The 25,441-nt window shown below is 52.0% G+C and carries 18 protein-coding genes; 10 read left to right on the forward strand and 8 right to left on the reverse strand.

Annotated features, from left to right (window positions below; all coding sequences use genetic code 11):
* Nucleotides 1-93: 93 nt before the first annotated feature.
* The 3 genes from mutY to H6G21_RS14805 all read right to left on the reverse strand — a co-directional run bounded on the left by mutY (nucleotide 94) and on the right by H6G21_RS14805 (nucleotide 2,862).
* Entirely contained in the window at nucleotides 94-1,194 is a 1,101-nt protein-coding gene (mutY, locus tag H6G21_RS14795) for an A/G-specific adenine glycosylase (protein ID WP_242041846.1), read from the reverse strand.
* A gap of 520 nt (nucleotides 1,195-1,714) precedes the next feature.
* The gene (locus H6G21_RS14800) at nucleotides 1,715-2,035 is read right to left on the reverse strand and encodes a DUF760 domain-containing protein (protein ID WP_347278025.1); all 321 of its coding nucleotides are present in this window, start codon (nucleotides 2,033-2,035) and stop codon (nucleotides 1,715-1,717) included.
* A gap of 350 nt (nucleotides 2,036-2,385) precedes the next feature.
* Nucleotides 2,386-2,862 (reverse strand): Dps family protein, encoded by a 477-nt coding sequence (locus tag H6G21_RS14805; protein ID WP_190574203.1) that lies wholly within the window; start codon nucleotides 2,860-2,862, stop codon nucleotides 2,386-2,388.
* Nucleotides 2,863-3,476: 614 nt separating this feature from the next.
* Between H6G21_RS14805 and H6G21_RS14810 the strand changes: the two genes are divergently transcribed.
* The 10 genes from H6G21_RS14810 (at nucleotide 3,477) to H6G21_RS14855 (ending at nucleotide 14,734) form a co-directional block, all read left to right on the forward strand.
* Nucleotides 3,477-3,998 carry a hypothetical protein gene (locus H6G21_RS14810; RefSeq protein WP_190574204.1) on the forward strand — a complete coding sequence of 174 codons (522 nt, stop codon included), beginning with the start codon at nucleotides 3,477-3,479 and terminating at the stop codon, nucleotides 3,996-3,998.
* A gap of 114 nt (nucleotides 3,999-4,112) precedes the next feature.
* Nucleotides 4,113-7,334, forward strand: a complete 3,222-nt coding sequence (locus H6G21_RS14815) for an SNF2-related protein (RefSeq protein ID WP_190574205.1) — start codon at nucleotides 4,113-4,115, stop codon at nucleotides 7,332-7,334.
* A gap of 220 nt (nucleotides 7,335-7,554) precedes the next feature.
* Nucleotides 7,555-9,963 (forward strand): NACHT domain-containing protein, encoded by a 2,409-nt coding sequence (locus H6G21_RS14820; protein ID WP_190574206.1) that lies wholly within the window; start codon nucleotides 7,555-7,557, stop codon nucleotides 9,961-9,963.
* A gap of 45 nt (nucleotides 9,964-10,008) precedes the next feature.
* Nucleotides 10,009-10,905, forward strand: coding sequence for an urease accessory protein UreD (locus tag H6G21_RS14825; RefSeq protein ID WP_347278026.1), 897 nt, complete (start codon nucleotides 10,009-10,011; stop codon nucleotides 10,903-10,905).
* A 139-nt stretch (nucleotides 10,906-11,044) separates the two neighbouring features.
* Nucleotides 11,045-11,347, forward strand: coding sequence for an urease subunit gamma (ureA, locus tag H6G21_RS14830; protein WP_190574207.1), 303 nt, complete (start codon nucleotides 11,045-11,047; stop codon nucleotides 11,345-11,347).
* A 64-nt stretch (nucleotides 11,348-11,411) separates the two neighbouring features.
* Nucleotides 11,412-12,050: a hypothetical protein gene (locus H6G21_RS14835; RefSeq protein ID WP_190574208.1), complete on the forward strand. Its 639-nt coding sequence runs from the start codon at nucleotides 11,412-11,414 to the stop codon at nucleotides 12,048-12,050.
* A 319-nt stretch (nucleotides 12,051-12,369) separates the two neighbouring features.
* Nucleotides 12,370-12,717: an urease subunit beta gene (locus tag H6G21_RS14840; RefSeq protein ID WP_190574209.1), complete on the forward strand. Its 348-nt coding sequence runs from the start codon at nucleotides 12,370-12,372 to the stop codon at nucleotides 12,715-12,717.
* A 142-nt stretch (nucleotides 12,718-12,859) separates the two neighbouring features.
* Nucleotides 12,860-13,522: a Coq4 family protein gene (locus H6G21_RS14845; RefSeq protein ID WP_199307231.1), complete on the forward strand. Its 663-nt coding sequence runs from the start codon at nucleotides 12,860-12,862 to the stop codon at nucleotides 13,520-13,522.
* Nucleotides 13,523-13,694: 172 nt separating this feature from the next.
* Nucleotides 13,695-14,087: a DUF2237 domain-containing protein gene (locus H6G21_RS14850; protein ID WP_190574210.1), complete on the forward strand. Its 393-nt coding sequence runs from the start codon at nucleotides 13,695-13,697 to the stop codon at nucleotides 14,085-14,087.
* 419 nt (nucleotides 14,088-14,506) lie between these two features.
* Complete coding sequence (locus H6G21_RS14855; protein WP_190574211.1) at nucleotides 14,507-14,734, forward strand: hypothetical protein; 228 nt, start codon at nucleotides 14,507-14,509, stop codon at nucleotides 14,732-14,734.
* A gap of 76 nt (nucleotides 14,735-14,810) precedes the next feature.
* Here the strand turns inward: H6G21_RS14855 and H6G21_RS14860 are convergent, their stop codons facing one another.
* The 5 genes from H6G21_RS14860 to H6G21_RS14880 form a co-directional block, all read right to left on the reverse strand.
* On the reverse strand, nucleotides 14,811-17,702 hold the full coding sequence (locus H6G21_RS14860; protein WP_190574212.1) for a methyl-accepting chemotaxis protein: 2,892 nt from the start codon (nucleotides 17,700-17,702) through the stop codon (nucleotides 14,811-14,813).
* Entirely contained in the window at nucleotides 17,699-20,881 is a 3,183-nt protein-coding gene (locus H6G21_RS14865; protein WP_190574213.1) for a response regulator, read from the reverse strand. Before H6G21_RS14865 ends, H6G21_RS14860 begins: the two co-directional genes overlap by 4 nt.
* A 311-nt stretch (nucleotides 20,882-21,192) precedes the next feature.
* The gene (locus H6G21_RS14870) at nucleotides 21,193-24,024 is read right to left on the reverse strand and encodes a methyl-accepting chemotaxis protein (protein ID WP_199307232.1); all 2,832 of its coding nucleotides are present in this window, start codon (nucleotides 24,022-24,024) and stop codon (nucleotides 21,193-21,195) included.
* A gap of 463 nt (nucleotides 24,025-24,487) precedes the next feature.
* A complete protein-coding gene (locus H6G21_RS14875; protein ID WP_190574214.1) occupies nucleotides 24,488-24,979 on the reverse strand; it encodes a chemotaxis protein CheW in 492 nt (163 codons plus the stop codon).
* Between the two features lie 36 nt (nucleotides 24,980-25,015).
* Nucleotides 25,016-25,405, reverse strand: a complete 390-nt coding sequence (locus tag H6G21_RS14880) for a response regulator (protein ID WP_242041838.1) — start codon at nucleotides 25,403-25,405, stop codon at nucleotides 25,016-25,018.
* Between the last annotated feature and the right edge of the window lie 36 nt (nucleotides 25,406-25,441).

The raw sequence follows: 25,441 nt of genomic DNA on the forward strand, positions 1-25,441 counted from the left end.
TTACCCCGTGCAAGAGAGAAAGGGAAAAAGGGATGCACAAACCTAACGAGCCCAGGACTCGTCTTTTACCGTCTTAATCGATTAGCCATCGATCTACTGGCCAATGCTGGCTGGACGACCCGCCTGCCGTAGCGCTTCAATAATTTGCACATTTGCTTTTGGGAAGGGATATTGATCGATCGTCTCCAACGTCACCCAGTTCACCTCATCGCATTCGATCGTCTGGGGTTCGCCCGATACATGGCGACAGTGGTGCACATGCAGCGTCACTTTAAAATGCGTGTAGGCGTGATCAACCGTGATGAGTTCCTCCCCCACCGCAATTTCGATGCCCAGTTCTTCCCGGATTTCCCGTTGAATGCAGTCCTGGATCGATTCGTTGGGTTCCACCTTGCCGCCCGGAAACTCCCACAGTCCGCCCAGCAGTCCTTCCTGCTTACGGCGATCGATCAAAATATTGCCCTGATCATCCCAGATCACAGCAACGCCAATAATTTTGTGGGGAAGGGGTGCCTTGGTTTCTGTCATAGGTATTTTTGTCTGAACCCCTAAATTGTAAGCCTTGCAGTGTGCATTCCATGGACAGAGCAAACAGCCGGGATTGTGCGGGGTGCAGAGGGTGGCCCCCAGATCCATCAGTGCTTGGTTGAAATCCCGACCCCGATCGGGCGGTACCAAGGCTTCCGACCAAGACCAGAGGCGATCGAGGGACTTTGCTGGGGGAACCTCTAGGGCGATCAATCGCGCCAGCACCCGTTTGACATTGCCATCCAAAATGGGCAACGGTAGATTAAACGCCGCACTGAGAATGCCACCCGCCGTTGTCCGGCCAATTCCGGGCAATGCAAGGGTTGCTTCCAGTGTTTCAGGAAACTGCCCTTGATACTGTTCAACAATTACTTTTGCGGCCTTGTGCAAGTTGCGAGCACGGGCATAGTAGCCCAAGCCTTCCCAAGCCTTCAGCACATCCTGCTGATCCGCTGCGGCCAACCCTTCCACCGTGGGGAAGCGATCGAGCCAGCGCTGAAAATACGGGATCACCGTTTTCACCTGGGTTTGCTGCAACATGATTTCGGAAATCCAAATGGCATAGGGATCCCGCAGCCTACGCCAGGGCAAATCCCGGCCACAGTCGCCATACCAATCCAGCAGCGATCGCCGCAGACTGTCCACAACCTGCTGTCGGCTGTCCAAAACTTCCGGTGAACCGAGTTCCGTTGCGCGATCGGATGACCACAAAAAATTCGGCAGATGAGGATCCACCGAATCAAGAGGGGTTATTGGTTGCGTTGTTTGTCTAGAGGAAGCCATCGGATTCAAAATGCAGGTTCAGCAAACACAGATGCCACAGTGGTTGAGGCCATGAGTGGTTGAGGCCATGAGTGGTTGAGCCCATGGAGCTTAGCCCATGGAGATGTCTAAGCCCGTGTACAGACCTTTCATCGGCAACAGAGGCCAACTGTATCGCGTTCGTCTTGCATTTTCAATGTTCAAAGTCCCGATCGAGAAATCTGAGGCGTTGCTTCTGATGATTTCCAACCTCAGATTGCCCAGTAGAGTGCGGTTAATCACAGTGGGAAGAAAATTACTTCAGGCACGATCGAGGGGCGATCGGCCCAGGTTTTTTTTACGCTTGAAACCTTCACGCTCAAAGTTGCTCACAACCTCTCAACTGCAAATTTTCAAGCTGCAAATTTTCAAGCTTTAGGTTTTTCTACGCTTCAAAATTAGACAGCGTTTGCTCCAGAGTCATTCGCTGTTCCACATTGCGCAGAAAGTAACCACTCATCATCGCCGAAGCCAACAACTGCCCCAAACTCTCGCGGTTGGTGGTAATCGAAACATCAAAGGCTCCAGATGGCAGTCCACCTAACAACCCGATAATATTGCGCTCCATGGCTTGAAGCACTTCCGAAGAACCAGGGCGAGATAACTGAGCAACGGTTTCTGGACTCAGCGACTGAACATAATCCCACAATTGGCTGGGATCGTTGCCATGGGAATTAAATTCAGAAAGATTAATCGCGTCGTTCACGGGAACCTCCATCGGAGAAAACAGGCTAACACTGTTAGACGGATTGCATTGACGAATTCCAGAGCGACATCTTTCAAACCGACGAATTTTAATCTCTGGGTTGAATACCTGGGTTGAATACCTGGGTTAAATGTCTGGGAATTGCGGATTGAAGAATCGCGTCCAACGGTTGAAATAGGAAGTGTTTCCTGCGGGATGCACCTAATTTAACAAGCCAATCCAAAGTAGGCAGTAGGCAGAACCGAACCCAAGGGTGGGGGGTTTCTATAACAGCGGGGCTGTAGATAGCCGCTCTACCAGTCTCTAGCCTGCACACCTGCAAGCTTTTCCCAACCCTTGGCATTGCAGGATTATTCCAATAAACTGCGCAACATCCAGGCGTTTTTCTCGTGGAGTTGCATCCGCTGGGTCAGCAAGTCCGCTGTGGGTTCATCGTGGGCTTCATCAACGATCGGGAACAGCGATCGGGCGGTGCGAACCACTGCTTCTTGGCCTTCCACCAGCAGCTGAATCATTTCATCAGCCTTGGGCACCCCAGCGGTTTCGGGAATTGAGGTCAGCTTGGCGTAGTCGCTGTAGGTTCCAGGGGCGGGAAAGCCCAAGGCCCGAATCCGTTCAGCGATTAGATCCACTGCCAGCGCCAGTTCGGTGTACTGCGTTTCGAACATCAAATGCAGCGTGTTAAACATTGGCCCCGTCACGTTCCAGTGGAAGTTATGGGTTTTGAGGTACAACGTATAGGTATCTGCCAATAGCCGCGATAGACCATCTGCAATATCTTTGCGAGCCGCGTCATCAATTCCGATATTGACTGCTTTCGTTGCCATAGGTTTTCCTCTCTTTTTACGGGCAATCCACTCAAAGCGATTTTTGCGAGTGATTTTTGCGGTTGGTGTAATACCGACCATTCACTCCATTCAATTGGATAATTCAATTCACCTCCGTACAGCCCTTGCAGCTTTCCCACCAATACTCACAGATGTATGCTCACGCTCACAAGAAGCTGCTTACAAGATACGCACAGAAAGATACTCACAGAGTCATAGGGATTGGGGGATCAGCCTGCAAGGTAGGGTGGATTGAATCTATATAAATCATACTCGTAATGACTACGACTTGCAAATAAATCTTGGGGATCGTGCTTTTCCCGATCGCCCGTTACAATAGGGGGCAGTATCCAAAGAAATTAGCTGCTGTCAGGCAACGTCAGTTAACCCAGTAAGTAGAGTCCGTAGGAAGGAGCAGGCTTTGATCAGCTTGCCTTGGCGGAAAGATAAAGCGCAATCGTCCATGCCTGTATGGTAGATTGGCAGCCTATCCCCGCAAGTCTGCGTCCCTTTTACAGTTCACGTTCAGAGTCACCTTTACAGTCATCCCTGCGCAGTCCCACTCTTACAGGTACCCCTGCGTAGTCCCACCCTCGCAATTAACGGAACCCGCCATGCATCCCGTATACCAAATTCAGCCGCCCATTGGTTGGACTCCTCCCACCAACCCCGACGAACAAACGATCGCGCCGCCCGTAGGGGGAATCCGAACCTACGCGATCCAGCCGCCGATCGGGGCTGCCGATACCAGCCATTACAATGTTATTCCGCCGATCGGGTCAGAGCCTGCCACGATGGTTCCGAGCCAACCCGTGACCGCCCCCACCGGAGCCCCGGCCTGCCCCTCCTTGCATCCCGCCTACAGTGTGTCGCCAGCAGGCATGGACACCACCCCTTGCCCCATCGTCCAACCGCCGATCGGGTCACAACCCGCTAACCTCGTGCCGAGCCAGCCGCTGACACCCCCCTACGGCGCAACCCCCGTTTACCAGCCTGTGGATCCTGCGATCGGGTCCCAGCCCAGCACGATGTTACCCAGTCAGCCGATCCAACCTCCGATCGGATCGACACCCATGACCTTAATTCCCAGCCAACCCATTCAACCGCCGATCGGGGGACCTCGCTGGAATCAGTAGAGAATCTGCATTATTGTGTCAGCCTCTTGAAAAGTACGAGCCAGTCACGTCATGATTAGGGCGTTGGCAACGTTCTGAAGCTGCTGGTTCGCAGTGGTGATCAGGAGGCTTGGCGTGGCAGTTTTGCATGGTAGTTGGATTCCGCAAACCAGCCAGTTTTTTCTATGGGGAGAAACTTGGCGACATCTGGATTCGTTTCCTGAGACGCAGGATGAAATTTTGCCGCATCCGTTTCTGCTAAGTTCCCAGGAATTGTGGGAAGGGCTGAAGACGGTTGATCTGACGACAGTTCTGGCCAGTTCACCGTCAGCCCCCGTTGCGGAAACACCCCGATCGCGCCGGAAATCCACGAGTTCAACAGAGACCTCCCCCGCCTCCCCCTGGGGCGATCGCTGGGTCACTCAGTCGCTCCTGCTGCCAACCCACGATCGCTTACCGCTTCTATCCGGTGCCGATTTAGATCAGCCTAGCGTTTCCCTAACCGATGCATCCCAAGCCCCAGCGCTACAAGCTTGGATGGTATCCGGGGTCGCCTTGGACATTGGGGACGCCCTTCAACTTTTGCACAAAATTCCCCTGGGGTTACTCAACGATCGCGATTCCCTCTGGGGAGAAGATCTACGTTTTTGGTGCCATACCGTTCGCTGGGGTCTAGATCTGTTAGCACGAGGCAAGTTTTTGCCAACGCTGCACCAAGCGGGAGAAATTGTCCTGTCTCACTGGCAAGTGGTGCTAGATAGCGCGATCGATCAGGAACGATTGGGTCATCTCGCCCACCGGATGCCTTTGGTCTGCCAAAGTTACAGCCAAGCGACCCCGGAGGACTTGGAAGGAATCCGCAACCAGGGACGATCGCAGATCATCGAGTTCCTCAACTACACGGTTGATCACTTGATTCGTCAGGTCTTTGCTAGCAGTCCTATCGCCATTCCCAAGCTTCTTCCCAAAGGCTTACAAACCTGGATTCAATCTCTACAGCAATCCCAAGCCAGCCTCGATGCCACCGTTGCCGAGGGATTAATACCAGCGTTAACCGCCTGGACAGCAACGCTGCAATTGCAAATTGACCAGTTTCGGCCTTGCTTGCGGTTACATCCACCGGCCACCGGCGAGACCACATGGATTGTGGAATACGGTTTACAGGCGATCGGTGATTCGACATTCTGGGTGTCGGCTCCCATGATTTGGCAAAATCCGGTGGAGACCTTGACGCTATCCAGACGATCGATCGTCCGCCCCCAGGAAACGCTTTTGCGGGGGCTCGGCTTAGCTTGCCGTATTTATCCTGTCTTGGAAACGAGTTTGCAAACGGCCTGTCCCGAAATTTGTCCGCTAACGCCCATCCAAGCCTATGAGTTTCTGCGATCGATCGCCTGGAAATTGCAGGAACGGGGAATTGGGGTCATTTTACCGGATAGTTTAGCCAACCGTTCTGGCTGGGCCAATCGATTGGGCTTGAAAATTTCAGCGACAACGCCTAAAAAACTGAAACAGCAACGCTTGGGATTGCAAAGTTTACTGAGTTTTCAATGGGAACTCTCCATCGGGGGGCATAGTTTAACTAAAGCTGAGTTTGAAAAATTAGTGGCGCTGAATATGCCACTGGTGGAAATCAATGGCGAGTGGGTCGAGCTGCGGCCCCAGGATATTCAAGCGGCCCAAAACTTTTTTGCCAGTCGCAAGGATCAGAAAACCCTTTCCTTGGAAGATGCGCTGCGGCTCAGTACCGGCGATACGCAGACGATCGATAAACTGCCCGTCGTCAGTTTTGAAGCTTCGGGGGCGTTGCAGGAATTGGTGACCACCCTGGCCGATAGTCAATCCATTACCCCGATCGCCCAACCGAAAGGCTTCCAAGGGGAACTGCGGCCCTACCAAGCACGGGGCGTGGGTTGGTTAGCCTTCCTAGAACAATGGGGCTTGGGGGCTTGTCTGGCCGATGACATGGGGCTGGGGAAAACGATTCAATTCATTGCTTTTCTGCTGCACCTCAAGCAACATAAAGCCCTGGAAAGCCCCATCCTCTTGGTTTGTCCTACCTCCGTTTTGGGCAACTGGGAACGGGAAATTCAACGGTTTGGCCCTAGTTTAAAAGTCTTGCTGCACCATGGTGAGAAACGATCGCAGGGGGTCACGTTCACGGCACAAGCGAAAAAGCATGATTTGGTGATTACAAGTTATGCGCTGATTCACCGGGATGTGACAACGCTGAAAACAGTAGATTGGCAAGGAATTGTGCTCGATGAAGCCCAGAATATTAAAAACGCTGAAGCCAAACAGTCCCAAGCCATTCGTCAGTTAGAAGCCCAATTTCGCATTGCATTAACGGGAACTCCGGTGGAAAATCGCTTGGCTGAACTGTGGTCTATTCTCGATTTTCTCAATCCAGGATACTTAGGCAGCAAGCAGTTTTTCCAGCGACGCTTTGCCATTCCGATCGAACGCTACGGGGACACCACGTCGTTGCAGACCCTGCGATCGCTCGTGCAGCCTTTTATTTTACGCCGACTAAAAACCGATCGATCGATCATTCAAGATCTGCCCGAAAAGCAGGAAATGACGGTTTTTTGTGGATTATCGGAACAACAGGCCGCCCTCTATCAACAAATTGTAGATGCATCGTTGGCAGACATTGAAAAAGCGGAAGGCATTCAACGCAAGGGAATTATTTTAGGATTGCTGACCAAGCTGAAACAAGTTTGTAATCATCCGGTGCTACTGGCAGAAAAATCGAAAGCCCCCATTGATGCCAAATTTTGCCTCACTTCTGGCAAAATTCAACGCCTAGAAGAGATGCTGGAAGTGGTCTTGGCCGAGGGCGATCGGGCTTTAATTTTTACCCAGTTTGCCGAGTGGGGTAAGCTGCTAAAAGCTTATTTAGAAACCACCACCCGCCAGGAGGTTCTCTTTCTCTACGGCAGCACCCCCAAAGCCCAGCGGGAAGCCATGGTCGATCGCTTTCAGCAGGATCCCCGTGCCCCCCGCTTGTTTATCCTGTCGCTGAAAGCAGGGGGCGTTGGGCTCAATCTAACCCGTGCAAACCACGTTTTCCATTTCGATCGCTGGTGGAATCCGGCGGTGGAAAATCAAGCCACCGATCGGGTCTTTCGCATTGGTCAAAAACGCAATGTTCAAGTCCATAAATTTGTCTGTTCAGGCACTTTGGAAGAACGAATTCATGACATGATCGAAAGTAAAAGAGCCCTGGCAGAAAATGTCGTGGGAACGGGTGAAAATTGGCTCACGGAACTCAATACCGATCAACTCAGAGATTTACTTTTGCTCGATCGACGGGCCGTGATTGCGGATGAAGCGACTAGCGCTACAAGCCCATGATGCCTCCAGCAAGTTACCAATTTATTCAAGTTACCAACTAATTGAGGAAGATCGCAAAAATAGGTTGACAATTCTAGCTTAGAATTTCCCGCGAAAATGGAAATTAATGACTAGAAATTGCGGGGTTTTAGGGGTTTCAACAAAAATGCAAAACTTGGGGAGATTGTATCGTGAGTGCAAAGATACGGTAACTTGGTAACACCTGTTTTTTGGCTTTCCCATGCAGCAATTTCATCATTCTTTGAGTCTCACCATACAGGGTCACAAGGAGGTTGAACAACAGCTTAAACAAAAACAGTGGACGATTGCTCAGTTAGCGGATGTGGCTTCGGTTCACCTGACGATCGCTCAGAATTTCCAGGCTGGGAAACAGGTAGATTCTGAAAGCTTTTCCCGTTTGTGCCATGCGATCCAAATCCATTGGGGATCAGTTTGTGCACAAACCCTGGATTCATTGCAGGCCATGTCTCCATCCTGTCTCTGTGAATTCAGCGGTTGTACCACCGATTTGGATGCCTGTCATGAATTGTCCTTTCAGATTATTCGGCAACAATGCCGCGAAAAAATTCTGTCGCAGCATAGCAAAATTCGCTTATTCAATCAGCAACTCATTGAGATTGATCAACTCTATGTTGATAGTTATTTTTTAAACGCTCCGACCAAAATCAGTGAACTGACTGCTCTCGGGCGTTGGGGTGTGCGAAAATCTAGTTTTGCAGTTGCCAATGCTCCCTCGCCGCTCCTCGTATTAGGCAAACCGGGCGCAGGAAAAACCACCCTGCTGAAACAACTCGCGATCGCTTGCTGTCGGGGACAGTTCAAATCTGAGTTAATTCCAGTGTGGATTGAACTTCAACCCGTGGATCACCCCCATTGGCACTTTTTATATGCCATTTTGGAGGCGATGGGTTTATGTTCCCAGGAATCCCATGCCCAAGAATTTGCCCAAGACCGAGAGCGGCTCAACCAACTCCTAACCCAAGGCCAGCTCTTAATCTTCATAGATGGCTTGGATGAAGTCCCCCTGGCCTTTCGCAAAAAGGTGCAAGAGCAAATTTGTTGGTTGTTACAACATCCGGTGTATCGCAAAAATGATGTGATCCTCAGTTGCCGAACACCCACGATCGAAGCTTGGAGCCCACGTTGGAAAAATCAATTATTTACAGCAGTGGAAATTGCTGACTTGAATGAGCGACAAGTGGAATCCTTCGTTCAAGCCTGGTTACAAACCCGCCGAGAGGCCCAACAACCTCTAGAGCGACCGTGGCAATCATTTTTTTCCAGCCTTAGGCGTTGTTTTGAGCGTAGGGAACTGACACTGACGCCCATGCTGTTGGGGTTGGCCTGTTGGGTTTTTGAAAATACGGGGGATCTGCCGCCCCAGGTGTCTCAACTTTATGGAGCAGCGATCGAGTTACTGCTGACCCCGGGCCAAGCCGAGCTCCAGGTATCCTCCAAATTAGCGGAGCGGATTTATCATCAATTGACTTCTCTCGATCGCAGGCAGATCCTCATGGAAATTGCGATTCGCAAAATTGAGACTTCGCCTAATTTTGTGATTTTTGATCAGTCTGAGCTGGTGAATTGGATTAACCAGATTCTGGAATTGCATCACTATCGCGATGGCTTAGCAATTCTCATGATGATTGCAGATAAACAAGGTTTGCTGATACAAAAAGCCGATCGTCGCTGGTCATTTTCCCATTCGATTTTTCAGGAATATTTCATTACGCAATGGTTGCTGCAACAGTCTCCCATGCAACTTGCGGAGAAGCTGATTCATCCATCTTGGCAACCGGCGATCGAACAAATTGTCCGCTCTCAAAAACAATCCGATCGCTTAATCGGTGCGCTCAAACAAGCCATTGATCAAATGCTGGCTCAGGATACCCAACTCCAAACCTTGCTGCGGTGGGTCAATCAAAAAGCGAATACCTTGGTCGTCCCCTATAAACCGGCGGCGGTGCGCATGTTTTACCTTGGGTTGGCCCATGCCTTAACGAGCGATCTTAGCCGTGATCTGGCCCGTGCCCGTGCCCTAGATGCGGCGTTGGCGATCGATGTCACGCTGGATTTAGATTTAGACTTCAACCTCGATTTAGACTTTGCCCTAGCCCGCATCCTAGCCCGTGCCCTGGATTTTGACCTCGATCGGGCCTTGGCGCTGGCCCGTGCCCTGGCCCGTGCCCTGGATTGCACCCTAGCGCTGGCCCATACGCCTGCTTTGGCCTTGGATTGTGCCTTGGAGGAAACCCTCTCGCTGGATCTCATCCGGGCCTTGGACTATGCCCTCGATTGTGCCCGTACCTTGGCCCCAGATCTGACCCATTCTCTCGCACACTACAGAGCCATCATCCTAGCCGCAGAACAAAATGGAATGGATACGTTTTTAGGCTGGTGGCAACTCTACGGCCAACAGTGGATAGAGCAACTCCGTCAAATTATCATTACCCATCGCAATCTTGGTCATGCATGGCCCCTAAGTCGGCAACAGAAGGAACGACTGAAGCAATACGATCGCGCCAATCAATTTCTTGTGCAATTGCTGAAAATTGAAGGAGCCGTGAGTGAAGCAACGAAAAGTCAGATCGAAACAACGTTATTGCTACCGGCGACCAGAATCTTTTGAGCCGAGGTCTGATGGTATGGTGGTAGTGCGTCTGAGGTGATTGCTGTGTCTTCGATCGATTCTCCGATATCCCAATCCACGGTTAGCTCCACTGCTAGCTCCACTGCTAGCTCTAACTGGCATGGTTTACTGAACCTAGAATTTCAGGCCGTCAATGGCAAGACTCGGCTAACCCATAGCCAAGCGATCGCCCCCTACAAAGTGCAGCGATCGTTTGCCCAAGCCGATGGCACCTGTCAGGTGGTGATGTTGCACACAGCGGGCGGGATGGTTGGTGGCGATCGCTTAACGACGGCAGTGACGATCGGGGAACAGGCTCAGGTGTTGCTCACCACCGCTGCTGCCGCGAAAATTTATAAATCGACGGGAACCCTCACCCAGCAAACCGTTCACCTGACCGTAGCGCCCCAGGCTTGTCTAGAATGGCTGCCCCAGGAAACGATTTTGTTCGATCGCGCCCAGTATCGTCAGGATCTCCGGATTGAACTGGCAGCGGGGGCGCAGGTGGTGCTGTGGGAAATCACGCGCTTTGGTCGGACGGCGCGGGGCGAGCAATTTAGCCAAGGAGATTGGCGATCGCACACGGAGGTTTGGCAGGCGGGCACCCCTCTTTGGATCGATCGGCAATGGCTTCCCGGTTCGCCGGAAATGCTGGCCAGTCCCCACGGATTGAATCATTGTCCGATCGTGGGCACCTTGGCTTGGATAGGCCGATCCCTGGACAAGTCAGATGTTGAAGTGGCTCGGCAGTTATGGGACCCGATCGCGGCGCACCATCCCGATGACCAATTTGGTGTGACCCGCTTACCCCAGGGGTTGCTCTGTCGCTACCGAGGCCATTCCAGCACCGCAGTGCGCCATGGGTTCATTCAGACTTGGCAATGGATTCGATCGGTGCAAGGTCGATCGTGGGAGGAGTTACCCCGGGTCTGGATGCTGTAGCTAGATGCTGTAGCTAGATGGTTGTCACGAGTTCTAAGATTTAGCTTATGAATTTTGAGATTCTGGGAAAGGAGTTGTAAACTCAAACTCGGATTGTTCTAGTCCATTTGCTTGTTGATTACCGTTGGTTGAGTTTGCCATGCAACTGTCACCCCAAGAAAAAGATAAATTGCTCATTTTTACAGCGGCGCTGCTCGCGGAACGACGCAAAAATCGCGGCCTCAAACTCAACTACCCGGAAGCCGTTGCCTACATTACCGCTGGCATTCTGGAGGGGGCACGGGATGGCCGCACGGTGGCGGAACTGATGACCTATGGCAAGACGTTACTCAGCCGCGATGATGTGATGGAGGGGATTGCAGAAATGATCCCTGAAGTGCAGGTGGAAGCCACGTTTCCCGATGGCACTAAACTCGTTACCGTCCACGATCCCATTCAGTAAAGCCTCCCTCCAGCCCAGATCCCCTCCAGTAAAATAGAAGGACTCCTTTTGAGGAGGATAGAGGATGGGATTAGATATTGGTTTATTGCTGGAATATTATGATACCGATGGCTGGCAGCCTGCTTTGCATGTCGCCGATCGGGTGAAAAACCCACGCACGCACCTCGGGCTTCTGGAAGTATGTTCGTGGAGCTGGCGACAATCTCCTACCTCCATATTTTTTGGAGATGATCCCATCATCCCCTTCAATCTAGGACTGCCTACAGATCTTTCTGCAAGGGTTTGGGAAGCCGTGCACTTGAATTTTGAAGACGATGATGAGTATGCTGGATGGATTGCGCTGCCTGACCTGTATCTATCAGAGTGGTCGGAACAAATGGTCTTGGTTGAGGGGTGGGTGGAACCGCAGTATGCCCATCTATTTGGAGACGGCTATCAACCCGCCCCGATCGCTCAACTGAAAGCGATGGGAACCCATGGTTACCACTTGGCTCAGACGCTCCAGTGGTGTCGCCGAGCTAAAACTCCTGCGGCCTTTGCTGAGTACCAAAAACATGGCCTACAGCCCTATGAGTCTCGCCTCCGTGTCACATGGCTGGAACCCTTAATAGAATTTGTCAGGAGAATCTGGGATGAGGGTTTATCGGGATTAGTGGAACTGGAATTTCCAGAACGTTATCGTTTGATTACGACCGTTGGCTAGTGGGTCAGGCTAGGTTCATGGGTTTGGCAATCTTGAAATAGTCAATAGAGGGTGAGGTGAATAGATTGAGTAGACGATCTGAATGTTGAAAAGACTCAGTATCGACAAGCCTCGGTATCGAAAAGACATTGACGCAGTAGGATTTGCACTGCATCATACAAATGGTTCAGACTTGTGGTTCAGACTTGTGGTTCAGACTTGCACATCGTGTATTGAGCAGTTGTCAGAACAATTGTGAATCATTACGCTATATGGCAGTCTCAGGACGGAGTGAACAATCTAGCTACAACATTATTTACAACATTGCGAGGTGTTGTCCATGATTCCCGGTGAAATTTTTCCCGCTGAAGGTGAGATTGAATTAAACGCCAATCGGCCCACAGTCACGATCGCGGTGGCCAATACGGGCGATCGACCGGTTCAGGTTGGATCCCATTTCCATTTCTATGAAGTGAATGCTGCGTTGACCTTCGATCGGGCCTCGGCTCGGGGGATGCGGCTGGATATTCCGGCGGGTACAGCGGTGCGGTTTGAACCCGGCGATGAGAAGGAAGTAACCTTGGTGCCCTACGTCGGCAAGCGCGAGGTCTATGGCTTCAATGCCCAGATCGAAGGCAAGCTGGACGGCAAAGCGAAGAAATCTGGTAGCAAAAAGAAAAATAAATAGGTAACAATCATCTGGGTAGACGGATATCCGTCTAGTTTGGCAATCTCAACCTGATGGGAGGGGCGTTATCTTAAACGGTAGGCGGGTCTGATACTGAGATCCGACGAATGGATAAGAGATTCGATCGTTCATCAGGGAATTCATGATGAGAAGTTTTAAAGAACTGCGGCGGTTTAATTTAGATTCGTTGCAAACGTTAAAGGCGATCTTAACCCTATTGCGAGATCCCAGTCAGACGGAATCGGTCTATGACGTGGAAGATGGATTATGCAACACCGAAGCCATGAAAGCGGCAACGGAAAAAATGATGTCTATTCCTGAAATTGCGCAGCTAGTTCGCGATCGCTACATTGTGCCGACACCGGATTTGGCAAAACTGCTGCTCTGTCCGGACGGATCGCTGGGAAAAGCCTATGCCAACTACATTACGGGGTTTGGCTTTGATCCAGATTTCTATCGAAAAATGGAAATCAAGGACGATATGACCTATCTGCTTTTCCGGTTGCGGCAAACCCATGATATCTGGCATGTAGTGGCGGGATTTTCCGTAGATGTGGCAGGGGAAATTGGCATTAAAGCGTTTGAATTGGCACAAACCCATCGACCGTTGTCGGGGATCTTGATTGCTGGAGCATTTTTGCAAACGTTACTGAAATCGCCTCGGGATCTAGAAATCTTATTGTCCCAAATTTCGCGAGGGTATCAGTTAGGATTGCGGGCAAAACCATTTTTAGCCCAACGCTGGGAGGAACACTGGGAGAAACCATTAGCTCAATGGCGAGAAGAACTCGGTGTTACGGTATAAACAATCATTAGCCAGTCGGCTAGTAGACGCATCATCTATAAGCTAGTAAAGCTCATGGGTGTTGAAGCTCATAATTTACGAATTTTGACGGTATTGAGTTTGTTGGGTTGATAGAATGAAACGGGTTCAAGGAATCCAACAAACTCAAGTGGTGATTTAGGAAACGGGTGCCATGACCAGTCAAATTAGCAGTCGGCCTAGGAATGTATTGGGTGGGGAGTTGCAGTGTTGTTGCACGTCGCCCAAGACGGGGTTTTATCGGGATGGGTTTTGTCAAACCGATAAGTGGGATTATGGCAGCCACACGGTTTGCGCGCAGGTGACGCAGGCGTTTTTAGAGTTTTCCCGATCGCGGGGTAATGACCTGATTACGCCCCTTCCGGCCTATGAGTTTCCGGGGTTGCGACCGGGAGATAAGTGGTGTCTTTGTGTGTCGCGCTGGAAGGAGGCATTGGAAGCAGGGGTGGCTCCGCCGATCGTGTTGGAGGCTTGTCATATCAAAGCGTTGCAGGTGGTGACACTGGAACAGTTGCAGCAACACGCGATCGGGCAAACGGTGGAATAGGGCTGGGCTGAACTTTTCCTCCGGTGCACGGATTTCCTAGGCGCAGAATTTTCCCGATCGAGGTCACAAACTATCACCGATATTACAAACTACCGATATTACAAACTATCTCTGTACGGTTGACAGCGTGGGACTTTCTTCGTAGGCTTGTTTCTCATAGCTGAGTGCAAACGTGTTTTGTCAGCCCCGTTGGTCGAAGACCGACCGTAAGGGCAATGAATCAGCTAGACCCCAAAAATTAAGGCGCTGCCCCAGTTGCGACCAACAACGTAAGGCAGCTAAACCCCGAAGCTGATTCCGGCAGCTAGGCGGTCTGACACGGATTTTAACATTCGATCGGGCCACCCTACTTGTCCTGCGCAAAAGGGTGGTCTTAATTTTTGGGATTTCTTCCCATCACCTCATTTAGGAGAAATCCCATGTTTACTGGCTTTGGCGGCAACGATCGCCCAGAAACTTCGATCGACGATTCCCGCAGACCCTTCCAAATCTACCTCCTCGGCACCCGCGAAGAAATCCAATCCACGATCAACCAACTGCAAGTGGTGCGGTTTTGTGAGCGGATTCGTTGGAGTCCACCGATTCCAGTCCTCGGCTCCGATTGGAAATATATCAGCATGATGGAACGCGATCGGGCGTCGGAATGAGCAACCCTGAAGGGCTGGCTGACACCTGAGGGGCTTGAAATATAAGGGGCTGAATTCCCCTCTATTTCACCTTAAACTATTCCACCTTAAACATTTCCACAGAGTCCTTCAAATCTTGAGCCGTCGCCACCGTCTTCTGCAAGGCCACCACCACCTGCTCCGAGGAAGCTGCGGTCGTTTCGGTCAACTTAGCCGTTGTTTGCATGAGTGCCTCCACCGATCGCGACGTTTCCACCTGGGACACCGTCGTTTGCGAAATCGACTCCACCCACTGGCTAATTTGTTGCGAGACTTTCACCAGACTGGCCAACCCCAGCTTGGCATTGCGCACATCATGGCTCCCCGCAGCAACCTGCTGACTGCCTTGGTTCATCGCCTCGACGACGGCTTTGGTTTCCAACTGAATGGTTTCCGTAATTTGCTCAATTTCCCGCGTGGCCTCCGCCGATCGGGCCGCCAATCCCGCCACTTCCGAGGCAATGATGGCAAAGCCGCGTCCCTGGGCTCCCGCACGACTGGCTTCTAAACCCGCATTGACGGCAAGGAGGTCAGTCTGTACCGCAAATTCCTTAATTAGGGCAACAATACGGGAAATTTGCTGGGAGGACATACCGAGCTGCTGCACCTTTTGCGCCGTGTCTTCGATCGTCCCGCGCAACTGATCAATTTTCTCCACGGTGACCGCCATGGACTGTTCATGGGTCATGGCAGTTTTCGTCGCATTCTGAGCGACGATCGTCGATTGATTGGCATTTTCCGCGATCGTTTCGATCGTCGTGGTCATGTGTTGAATTAAGCTCAACAGGTGTTGAATCTCACTCACCTGCTGCCTCGATTCCAAAGCCAGGTTCTGCATAGCAGCTTCGTTATCGCTCAGCAAATCATTCACCGTCAACGTGGATGATTTCACCTTCACCACCAGGTCACGCAAGCTTTCTACAATCACATTAAAGAAGTCACCCAGCGTTCCGAGATCCCCCGCCATCACGTCAGCTCGAACGGTCAAGTCCCCCTGGGCAACGCCTTCCACATCATTCAATAAATGGACAATTTGTTGCTGAAGTTGATCCTTGAGCGTTTCTGCGGACAATCGTGATTGCTGTTGATTTTTCAACAACTGAGCTTGATCTAAGGCATAACCGATCTGGTTGGCAAACTGCACAAATAGGTTGATTTCAGACCCTTGCCAATAGCGAGGTCGTTGGCATTGGTGGGCACAGAGCAAACCAATTAACTGGTTATTATGACGAATGGGAGCCACCAGATTGGCTTTGACTTGTAACCGCTCTAAATAGTCGCGGTGACGATCGGTCAGATCCGCCTGGTTCACGTCATTCATAAACCAGAAAGATTGCTCCTTCGGTTGTTCAGTTTTACTCAAGCCCAACAGATCATCGATTTCTAACCCTACGGCCTGGGGTACCCCCGACACCACCGATTCCGCAATAGCCTTCCCCCGGAACCCAGAATCCGTAAAGTCATACATCAATACCCGATCGACCTTGAGCAACTGACGAATTTCTTCCACCGCCGTTTGGGTAATGCTGTCAAAACTGAGGGAACTGCGCATCTTAGCGATCGCGTCGTTGAGCATCTTCGCTTCTCGCGCTTGTTGCTCCTGGCGACTGGCTTCTTCCGACAGCGCCATTTCCGAGGCCGCGATCGTGTCAGCCATGCGGTTAAATTGCACCGTCAACTGGCCAATTTCATCACTGGACAACACCTTAGCCCGAGCCGTCCGATCTCCCTGGGCAAAGGCTTGGGCCGTCTGTTCCAATTGCCGAATCGCCTTCACCACCGTGCGCCGAAACAGCAGCGAAAACCCTACAATAAACAGGAAAGACACCCCAAGAACAACCCCTTCCTGGAGTAAGCTTCGTTGTAACAGTTGGTTCACACTGTCTTCGGGGGTTCCCCGCACAATCAAGGCCGGAGCCTCCGGGGTATAGCTTGGTTCGCTGCCGTTAGGTGTTTCCACAATGCGCGTGGGCAGCGCTTTCGCCGCGACGGTATAGGTTTTCCCGTTGATCTCCATCCGTCCGGTAACCGCTTTCCCCTTCTGTTGTACCGCTTGGTTTAGAAGATCCAATCCCGCTTGAGGAATCCCCAAATCCCGCTGAATGCCATCGAAGGTACTGCCAATGCGAAATTGTTGCGGAGCAGCTTGTAAATAAACGCCACTGTACCCTCCACCAAAGGCATTGATCGTGTTTTCGACGATCGTGGGTTTGTAGTTGACGACATCTCCAAACACCAACGCCCCGATCGGCGCTTGGGTCGCCGGATCTTTAACAGGAGTCACCACATAGCGAATTAAGGCCTGGGGCAACTCCCGATCGTAGTTTTCCGGTAAAGGGGGGGACTCGCGGTTAATTTCCTGCTGGGCCACGATCGCGCTGGCTTTAATCTGCTGATTGGTTTTGAGAGCTTCGCTGACTAACTGATTGGGATCAAATGTGTCCCCCGTGCGATCGTTATTGGCATTGGTAATGATTTTTAAATCCCTACCCACCAACGTTGCATATTCAATCTTGCGGGCGCGCACTTCGTTTTGCAAAATTGTCTTGATATAGCTTTGCAGCCCTGCGTTGACGGTTTCCCCCCGCGATCGCAACTTCGCCGCATTAATCACCGAGACGTTGTCCGCTTGCCCCCGCGAACCAAAGCCCATTTGATTAATCTTGATGTTGTAATTCGTCTCTGTGACCGCAAGTTCTGAGGTTGCTTGGGACAAGAGCTGTGTCCGCAAACTATTTGTCAGAACTATCGTCGAGCCAATACCCAATCCCAGAATGGGAATGAGCTCACAGGCAATGATGGCAAGAACTTGCTTTTGACCAATGGGCCGATCGTTGAACCATTGGAACAGATTGGCCCCCAGGGAGGGACTCGGTTCGCGGGGCGGCAGTTGCAAGTCAGCGGGTAAAGCAGTCTTGGACTTGGGCGGAGAGGGGAGAGTGTTGGTCATACAGCAGCAGCTTCGGCAGATGCCTGAACGAGAATTTTCAGGGTTTTTAAGAGATCTTGTTCGTTATAGGGTTTCGTAAAGTAGGCGTCAGCACCCAACCCCGTTGCCATGCGACGGTGCTTGTCCCCACTACGAGAGGTCAGCATGGCCACCGGCAGCGATCGCAAGCCTTCATCGGCCTTCAAGCGGGTCAGGAGGCCAAAGCCATCCAGTCGCGGCATTTCCACATCACAGATCACCGCTGACACGAGGAGTCCTGCCCGCAGCTTATCCCAGGCATCCTGCCCATCCTTCGCCTGCTCCACCCGGTAGCCTGCCCGCTCTAGGGTTAGCGCCAGGAATCGCCGGACGTTAATCGAGTCATCCACAATCAGGAGCGTGGGGCGTTGACTGGTCGTGGGGGCGAGGCCAATCCTGCTGACGGACAGAATGGGGAAATTGGGTACCCGCTCGTAGGTGGTAATCCATTGCAGCAACTCATTCATATTCACCATGGGAACAATTCGCCCATCGCCCAAAATGGTGCAGTTGCTAAAGCCTGCGGGTAACTTGAGTGGGCCTTCAATGCGCCGACTGGCTACTTCCTGTTCGCCCCAACAGCGCTGAATGTGAATCCCCACCCGCTCCGAGCCCCGCCGGGTGATCAGGACGGCATCGGCGTTAATGGTGGGAGCCGCTTCCAGGGTCTGGGGCTGGCGGGCACAGTTAAAGGGCAACCATTGGCCCAGGCGCACGATGGGGATCAAGTCACCGTTGTGGCGCAGGAGTTCTCGGCCATTCCCGTTTTGCAGTTGATCGGGTTGGAAGAGACAAATTTCTTCCACTGCATCGTTGGGAATCGCCAGTAGCATCCCCTGACTTTCGATCAGCAAGATCCGCGCGATCGAAAGGGTATGGGGGACGGAGAGCGTAAACGTGGTGCCTTCTCCGGCTTGGGTGTTGACGGTAATTTCTCCCCGAATTTGTTTCAGGTGTTCCCGAACTACATCCATGCCAACGCCCCGACCGGAAATTGCGGTCACCGAATCGCTGGTGCTGAACCCCGGCTCAAAAATCAGAGACAATAAATCCTCTTCGCTGGCCGTGGCGAGTAAGCCAGCGTCCAGGCCCATGGCCTCCGCCCGACGGCGAATTTTGTGCAGGGGAATGCCACCGCCGTCATCGCGCACTGTAATCAGGGTGCGGTTGCCTCGGGTGATCGCAGTGATTTCAATTAAGCCCTCTGCGGTTTTGCCTTGACTGACGCGCATGTTGGGATCCTCAATGCCATGGTCAAAGGCATTGCGCAGCAGATGCATGAGCGGATCTTGCAACGCTTCTAGGATATTGCGATCGATTAATAACGTGCCCCCCACCACATTGAAGCGCACCTTTTTCTTATATTGCAGGGCCAGCTCCCGCAGGGCACGGGGGAAGCGATCGGTGACATCAGACAGGGGCCGCATCCGCAATTGAGACAGGCGGCTTTGTAGGTTTTTAGCGGTTTTATTGAGATCGCGGGTGGTTTGTTCTGCGTCATCCAGACCCAAGTCGAGGTCTGTCGCCACTTCTTGCAATTGCACGATCGTCTCCATCAACTGCTGCGACAGGGAGTGGAGATCCCCATAGCGATCCATTTCTAGGGAATCGAAGGTCGCGGCAATCTGGGTGGAATCCTCTGCGGCGGGGGCTGGGTTGGACGGCAGACTCGCCGAGAGGGGGAAGTTAGCTGGAATAAAACTCCCTAGGCGGGGATAGGATGCACTTTGAGATGATGAACCTTGGGATGCACTTTGAGATGCTGAACCTTGGGATGAACCTTGGGCTGCTGAACCTTGGGCTGGGGACTGGCGGGCAACGGAGTTCAGATCGTAGATCGATCGCACATCGCTGTTGGCCTGATCCAATTGCTTAATCCGTTCACGCAGCAATTTACTGAGGGTCCGCAGGCGTTTTAAATACAGTTCCAAACCATTGCGCTCGATCGCCAACTCACCGAAGAGATCATTGAGCTGGTTCAGTTGGCGCACAGGTACCCGGACTGTCGCATCTTCATCGACCTCGTTGTCCGCAGCCGCAGAGATTTTGCTGCCGGGTTGAGAGGAGCGATCGGGCTGGACTTGCCAGGTGGGATTGGGATCAACGGTGCGACCTACCTCGATCGTGGTTGTTCGCTGGGAGCCATTGCGGGTCGGCTGATCCTGGGCGGTGATGGCTTCCTGGTGGTAGAAATCTTCGCTCGCAGGTTCGGCTTGGGCAGCGGCGATCGCGGCATCCCATGACCAGTCCAAGTCAGCGGTTGCATCGAATCCCGGTTCAAAGCCCGTTACCGCTGAGGCGACCTCCACGGGCAGATCTTGCCCTTGCCCTGCATCCGCCCAAGCAGTGTCTGCGGCCAGGTCGATCGGCAACTCCGGTAACCCCTCGGCAGTCAACGTGGTCGGGAGATGGTGACGTTGTCCGGACAACACCAAGCTTTGACTGTGCCGCCAAGTTTCTAGGGCCGTTTGGGCAATCAGGGGGACTTGTTCAGGGGTGGCAACGATTGCCCATTGCCCCACATGGGTGCACAGTTGGCTGAACTCGGAGAGTTGCAGCATTTCACCCAATCCGCCCAACTCCTGGGCCAGGATGTTGACCTCTTCCCGCAAACAGGGTTGCTCTGGATTGGACAGAACCGCTTCTAAGCGTTGCAGACACCCTTCCACTTCGGTTTCAAACAGCAGGGTGATAATTTCTTGCCCATCCTCTGGATTCAGCACCGATTCCGCATCTTCACTGTCGGGATCCCCAAGGCGATCGTGGAGCGCGTCAAATTGCGGCAGCACTTGGGCTTCGAGCCAATGGAGATCGATTTGAGTCAGGTGGGGCATTTGCGATCGACTGTGATCGATGACCTGGCGTAAACAGTCGATCGCGTGCAGAAATTGATTTTCTAGGCTGTCGTCAATTTCCAGATTGGCCCGCTGAATTTTGAGAACTTTAAAGCCATCTTCTAATCGATGGGCCAAACTACTCAACACATCAAAGCCCATCATGCCTGCTCCACCTTTGATGGAGTGGGCCGATCGAAGCGCTGCATTCAACTTAGCTTGGTCAACCTGTCCATCCGCAATCCCGAGAATCGCAGCGTCTAGCGCATCCAGATAGGCTTGGGCTTCGTCGAGAAACTGTCGCTTAATTTCAAGTTCCTTATCCATGGGAGGCTCTGCGATCACTAGAGGAAAGAGTGTATCGATCCAAGGATTAATACGAATCAGTGCGTTCATATTAATCCCTTCAGCAACATTTACGATAATTGTTAGTGAATTAAAACGCTAAATGCAACCCATTCACGTATATCCCCGAACAATCATCATAAATTCATCATGCAATATTTGTTTTTGGCTACAAGTTATCCACGCTCCCTACATAATTAATCCATCACGCAACTGATTGATAAAGTAACTGATCTAGAATGCCACTTGTCTGCGATTCAATTTGTCCACTGCATCACTAATCCACTGCATCACTAATCCACCACAAACGTTCCCACAGATGCTTGGAGATCTTGGGCGATATTGAGGGTTTGACGCAGGGTCGCCGACACTTCTCGGGAAGAATCGGAGGTACGGCTGGAGAATTGGGCGATTTCCCGCATGCGATCGGAAATGATGTTGGAGGTTGCCACTTGGGAGATCGTCGCTTCGGAAATGGCTTGCACCAATTCATCCACCTGACGCGCCACTTCGACCACCTGCCCTAAGGTATCCTTCGCATCGTTGACCAAGCGGGTACTCTTGACCACTTGGCTGGTTCCCTGTTCCATCGCATTGACCACCTCCGCCGTTTCCTGCTGAATCGCAGAGACGATCGTTTCAATTTCACGGGTCGCAGCAGCAGCGCGGGTCGCCAGTTCCGCCACTTCCTCCGCCACAACGGCAAAGCCTTGACCATCTTCACCCGCCCGGGCGGCTTCGATCCCCGCATTAATGGCCAGCAAGTTAGTTTGCATGGCAATTTGGTTAATCAGCGAAATCACCTTGGAGATCTCCTGGGAGGATTCCCCTAACCGTTTCACCTTTTTCGCGGTATCGCCGATCGTGGTTCGCAGGGTCAAAATGTTATTCACCGTCGATTCCATCGCGGCCCCACCGGTTTGGGCATTCTCGGCAGCAGCGCGGGTAATGGTAGCTGCTTGCTGGGCGTTATTGGCCACGTCGCGGATGGACTGCGCCATCGTTGCTAGGGATCCCAGGGTGCGATCTGTCTCTTCCGCTTGCCGCCCTGACTCTTCCGCCAGTTGGATAATTGCGGATTCGTTAGCCGCGAGGGATTGGTTCACCTGAGTCGCCGAATCCTTCACCTGTAAAACGATCGTTCTCAAACTTTCAATAATCGAGTTAAAGAAGTCAGCAACGGTTCCGATATCGCCGGCATTCACATCCGCCCGCACGGTCAGGTTCCCCATGGCAGCCCCTTCCACGTTGGAGAGGAGTTCGATCAGCTGCATCTGGAGTGTTTCCTTTTGTTTACGGCGATCTTCGGAAAGAATTTCCGCCGTTTGTCGGGCTTGGTCGGTTTGCTCCAGCAAGAAAGCCTGGTCTAGGGCAAAGCCAATCTGGGTCGAGAGTTGTTTAAAGAAGTCAATTTCCTCCGGTTCCCAGTGGCGGGGAGCATCGCATTGGTGGGCACAGAGTAACCCAATCAGTTCCCCACCCCGCATGATCGGAGCGACCATGTTAGCTTTGACGGCCAGCTTTTCTAGAATTTTGCAGTGGCAGTCGGCCAGGTTTTGTTTACTCCAATCCTCGATCGTCCAGATGCGACCGCTGCGGTAGCGATCGAGGGTGCCAGGAGTCAGGGGATCTTCAATGGTTTGGCCCATGGCGATCGGCCAACCCGCAGAAACTGATTCCGCCGTAATCACGCCACTCAGCCAATCGGGATTAAAGCGATAGATCACTACCCGATCGCACTTCAGAAAGTCCTGAATTTCTTCAACGCTGGTTTGCAGAATATCGTCGAAGTTAAGGGAACGACGAATGCTTACCACTACTTTACTGAGCAGATTCGATTGCTCGGCATTGCGGGTTTGCTGGGCAATCAGTTGCCCCAACTGCGCCGCCATCTGGTTGATGTTGGCACCCAGGACAGCCAATTCATCCTGCCCTGTCACTTGCAGGCGGGTCTCCAATTTCCCATCTCCCAAGGCCTGCACAGCTTGACTCGCTTCCAACAAGGGTTTGGTACCCCGGCGAGCCAACCAAGCAGCCAGTAGACCCACCCCAACCGCAGTGAGGGCAGTTCCCAAGGCAATGGTGGTAAGGAGCGATCGCTGGGGAGCAAAGGCAATGTTGCTCGATAGGTTAATGATGGATCCCCACCGTAAATCCAACCCCTCTAACCGCTCCACCGGAGCATAGCCGATCAACTGCTCTTCACTATCGTGTTCTCCAACCGCTCCCCCCTCTTGGCGTTGGCTAAGGAAGCTGGCAATGGCGGGGAATTCCTTGACAGCGGACTGCCCCAAGTTTTGCTCCCGTCTAGCATCCGACGCCAGAAAAATGTTGCCTGAGGCATCAACGACGTGATAGTGGGCACCATTCCCCGCAAAGGCACGGGCCACATCATTAATTTTGTCGATGGGAATACGAGTTCGCACCACACCAATTAATTTGCGGCTACTGTCATCAATGAGCGGAGCTGCAACGTGAACCACCCAGCGGCCCGTAGAAATGGATTTTTCGGGCGGGGAGATGATGGGGGTACGGGTTGCAAGCACCTGCTGGAAATAGTTGCGATTGCGGTGATTCTCTAACTTATCTCCAGCGGATTGGGCAATCACATCGCCATTGAGGTCAAAGGCCGCCACACTGTCATAGACGCCATAGACTTCCACAAATCGGGTCAGGAGATCCTCTTGATCAACCCGATCGACATTTTTACGAACGCGCTCATTGGTAAAAACCGGCAATCTGGAGATCACCAAAATATCCCCAAAACGCTCGTTCATAAACCGATTGAGTTTATCCGCCAGCCCCCGAGCTTGGGTCAGATTCGTTTGAGTAATTTGCTGGGAAATGGTTCGGTCTGCCACGGTATAGGCCAGTCCCCCAATCCCGATAATGGGTACAGTGCCTAGGACGATCGCCAAAGTGGTTGCTTTGGTTCGCAGACTCATTTGCTGGGTCCACTGAAGCATTTGATCCCAGTGACGTTTGGGCGATCGGGTTTGGAGTTTCGGTAAAGGATCTGGAGTGGCATTGGGAATCGCTGATGAACCGATCGGGGAATCAGCAATCTCAGTCCGAACAGTCGGACTCATGCGACTAGTCGTCGTTGTGTTGAGTTGGTCAACCATAGGTATTCAGCGAAGTATCCGGACAGAATGATTTAGTTTGAGAGCTTGAGCACCGTCTAATATGGTCGGAGATTGCCGATTAGCGGAGATAACCCAGTCATAGGGGCTTGATGTTCATGTCGCGCTTGCTATTCATGGCACGCTTGATGTTCATGGCATGAATTCCGGAGAGCGTTCTTCAGCGATCGCTCCAGCAACGTTCTGCGAAAGCTTGATCGATGACCCGAGATCATTTCCTGCGATCAGTTACCCATTGTCGCTACTACCCATTGTTGCTACTAGGGGCAATCATTCAGCATACGCTTTCGGAGTCAGCTTGCAGAATCAGCTAGTAGAACCCGCTATCAGCACCAGTTGCTAGGATCAGCCACACCAGATTTAATGTTGCATGCCATTTTGCGTTGCCAATCCCCTTGGGCTGAACCATGGGCTTAACCAGCCGATGATGGATTGACCTATCCCCTTAAATCTGAAGAACTGGGGCTTGCAAAATGGCTTCGGGATTGAGGACAAGGATGATATCCCCGTTTTGTACCGTGCAGCCTTGTAGATAGGGCAGTAAGCTGGGGGGGGTGTGGGTCGGCACTTGAAAGGTATCGGGATTGAGGGAAATCATGCCTTCAACCTCCGTCACGGCAAATCCCACCAGCGTATTGCCCTGCTTGAATACCACAACGGGTTGGGTTTGGCGATTTAATTCCAAGCAACCCACCCCCAATAAATTCGCCAAATCCACCAGCCATAGAATTTGACTGCGCCGATTCATCAGACCCAGAACCGGCACGGGCATATTGGGGATTGCAGTAATCCGATGAATCGGCAACGCCAAAACTTCCTGCACTGCACTCATCGGAACAACCGCTTGAATATTGTTGGGTAAGGTGACCCGAAGATACCCCGTATCCAGAGTAGTCAGCGCTCGAGGCGCTGGCACAGCTAAAGTCGATTGATTCATGAGTTCATGCCTGAAAAGACGATTGCAGGAATAAGGCTAGAGTTTGACCGTTTGAATCGCTTGAACTAGAGCTTCACGGGTAAAGGGCTTGGTGATGTACGCATTAGCCCCTTGTTTCATGCCCCACAGGCGATCGATGTCTTGATTTTTGGACGTACAAAAGATAACCGGAATCTTGGCCGTTTCGGGATGTTTCCGCAGACTACGGCAGAGCTCAAACCCACTCATCCCCGGCATGACCACGTCACTAACAATGACATCCGGCTTTTGGTCGAGGGCTAACTGGAGAGCATCCTTGGCATTGGCTGTACCAATGACGGTATAACCGCTCTCCCGGAGATAATGACTCAGCAGTTCCATTTCTGAGGGAGTATCTTCCACCACCAAAATCGTTGCCATTTTCGTGTCGATAAATGATGAAACCATGTAAACCTCACATTTTTTGCACCATCTTATTGCCCC

The sequence above is a fragment of the Alkalinema sp. FACHB-956 genome (assembly GCF_014697025.1).
Taxonomy (GTDB): domain Bacteria; phylum Cyanobacteriota; class Cyanobacteriia; order Leptolyngbyales; family Leptolyngbyaceae; genus Alkalinema.

Coding starts and splice junctions, on each gene's coding strand:
- H6G21_RS14865 (WP_190574213.1), bottom strand. CDS start 20,881: ATGGATAAGGAACTTGAAATTAAGCGACAGTTTCTCGACGAAGCCCAA.
- H6G21_RS14805 (WP_190574203.1), bottom strand. CDS start 2,862: ATGGCAACGAAAGCAGTCAATATCGGAATTGATGACGCGGCTCGCAAA.
- H6G21_RS14840 (WP_190574209.1), top strand. CDS start 12,370: ATGATTCCCGGTGAAATTTTTCCCGCTGAAGGTGAGATTGAATTAAAC.
- H6G21_RS14845 (WP_199307231.1), top strand. CDS start 12,860: ATGATGAGAAGTTTTAAAGAACTGCGGCGGTTTAATTTAGATTCGTTG.
- H6G21_RS14810 (WP_190574204.1), top strand. CDS start 3,477: ATGCATCCCGTATACCAAATTCAGCCGCCCATTGGTTGGACTCCTCCC.
- H6G21_RS14835 (WP_190574208.1), top strand. CDS start 11,412: ATGGGATTAGATATTGGTTTATTGCTGGAATATTATGATACCGATGGC.
- ureA (WP_190574207.1), top strand. CDS start 11,045: ATGCAACTGTCACCCCAAGAAAAAGATAAATTGCTCATTTTTACAGCG.
- H6G21_RS14860 (WP_190574212.1), bottom strand. CDS start 17,702: ATGACCAACACTCTCCCCTCTCCGCCCAAGTCCAAGACTGCTTTACCC.
- H6G21_RS14880 (WP_242041838.1), bottom strand. CDS start 25,405: ATGGTTTCATCATTTATCGACACGAAAATGGCAACGATTTTGGTGGTG.
- H6G21_RS14850 (WP_190574210.1), top strand. CDS start 13,695: ATGACCAGTCAAATTAGCAGTCGGCCTAGGAATGTATTGGGTGGGGAG.
- H6G21_RS14855 (WP_190574211.1), top strand. CDS start 14,507: ATGTTTACTGGCTTTGGCGGCAACGATCGCCCAGAAACTTCGATCGAC.
- H6G21_RS14875 (WP_190574214.1), bottom strand. CDS start 24,979: ATGAATCAATCGACTTTAGCTGTGCCAGCGCCTCGAGCGCTGACTACT.
- H6G21_RS14870 (WP_199307232.1), bottom strand. CDS start 24,024: ATGGTTGACCAACTCAACACAACGACGACTAGTCGCATGAGTCCGACT.
- H6G21_RS14820 (WP_190574206.1), top strand. CDS start 7,555: ATGCAGCAATTTCATCATTCTTTGAGTCTCACCATACAGGGTCACAAG.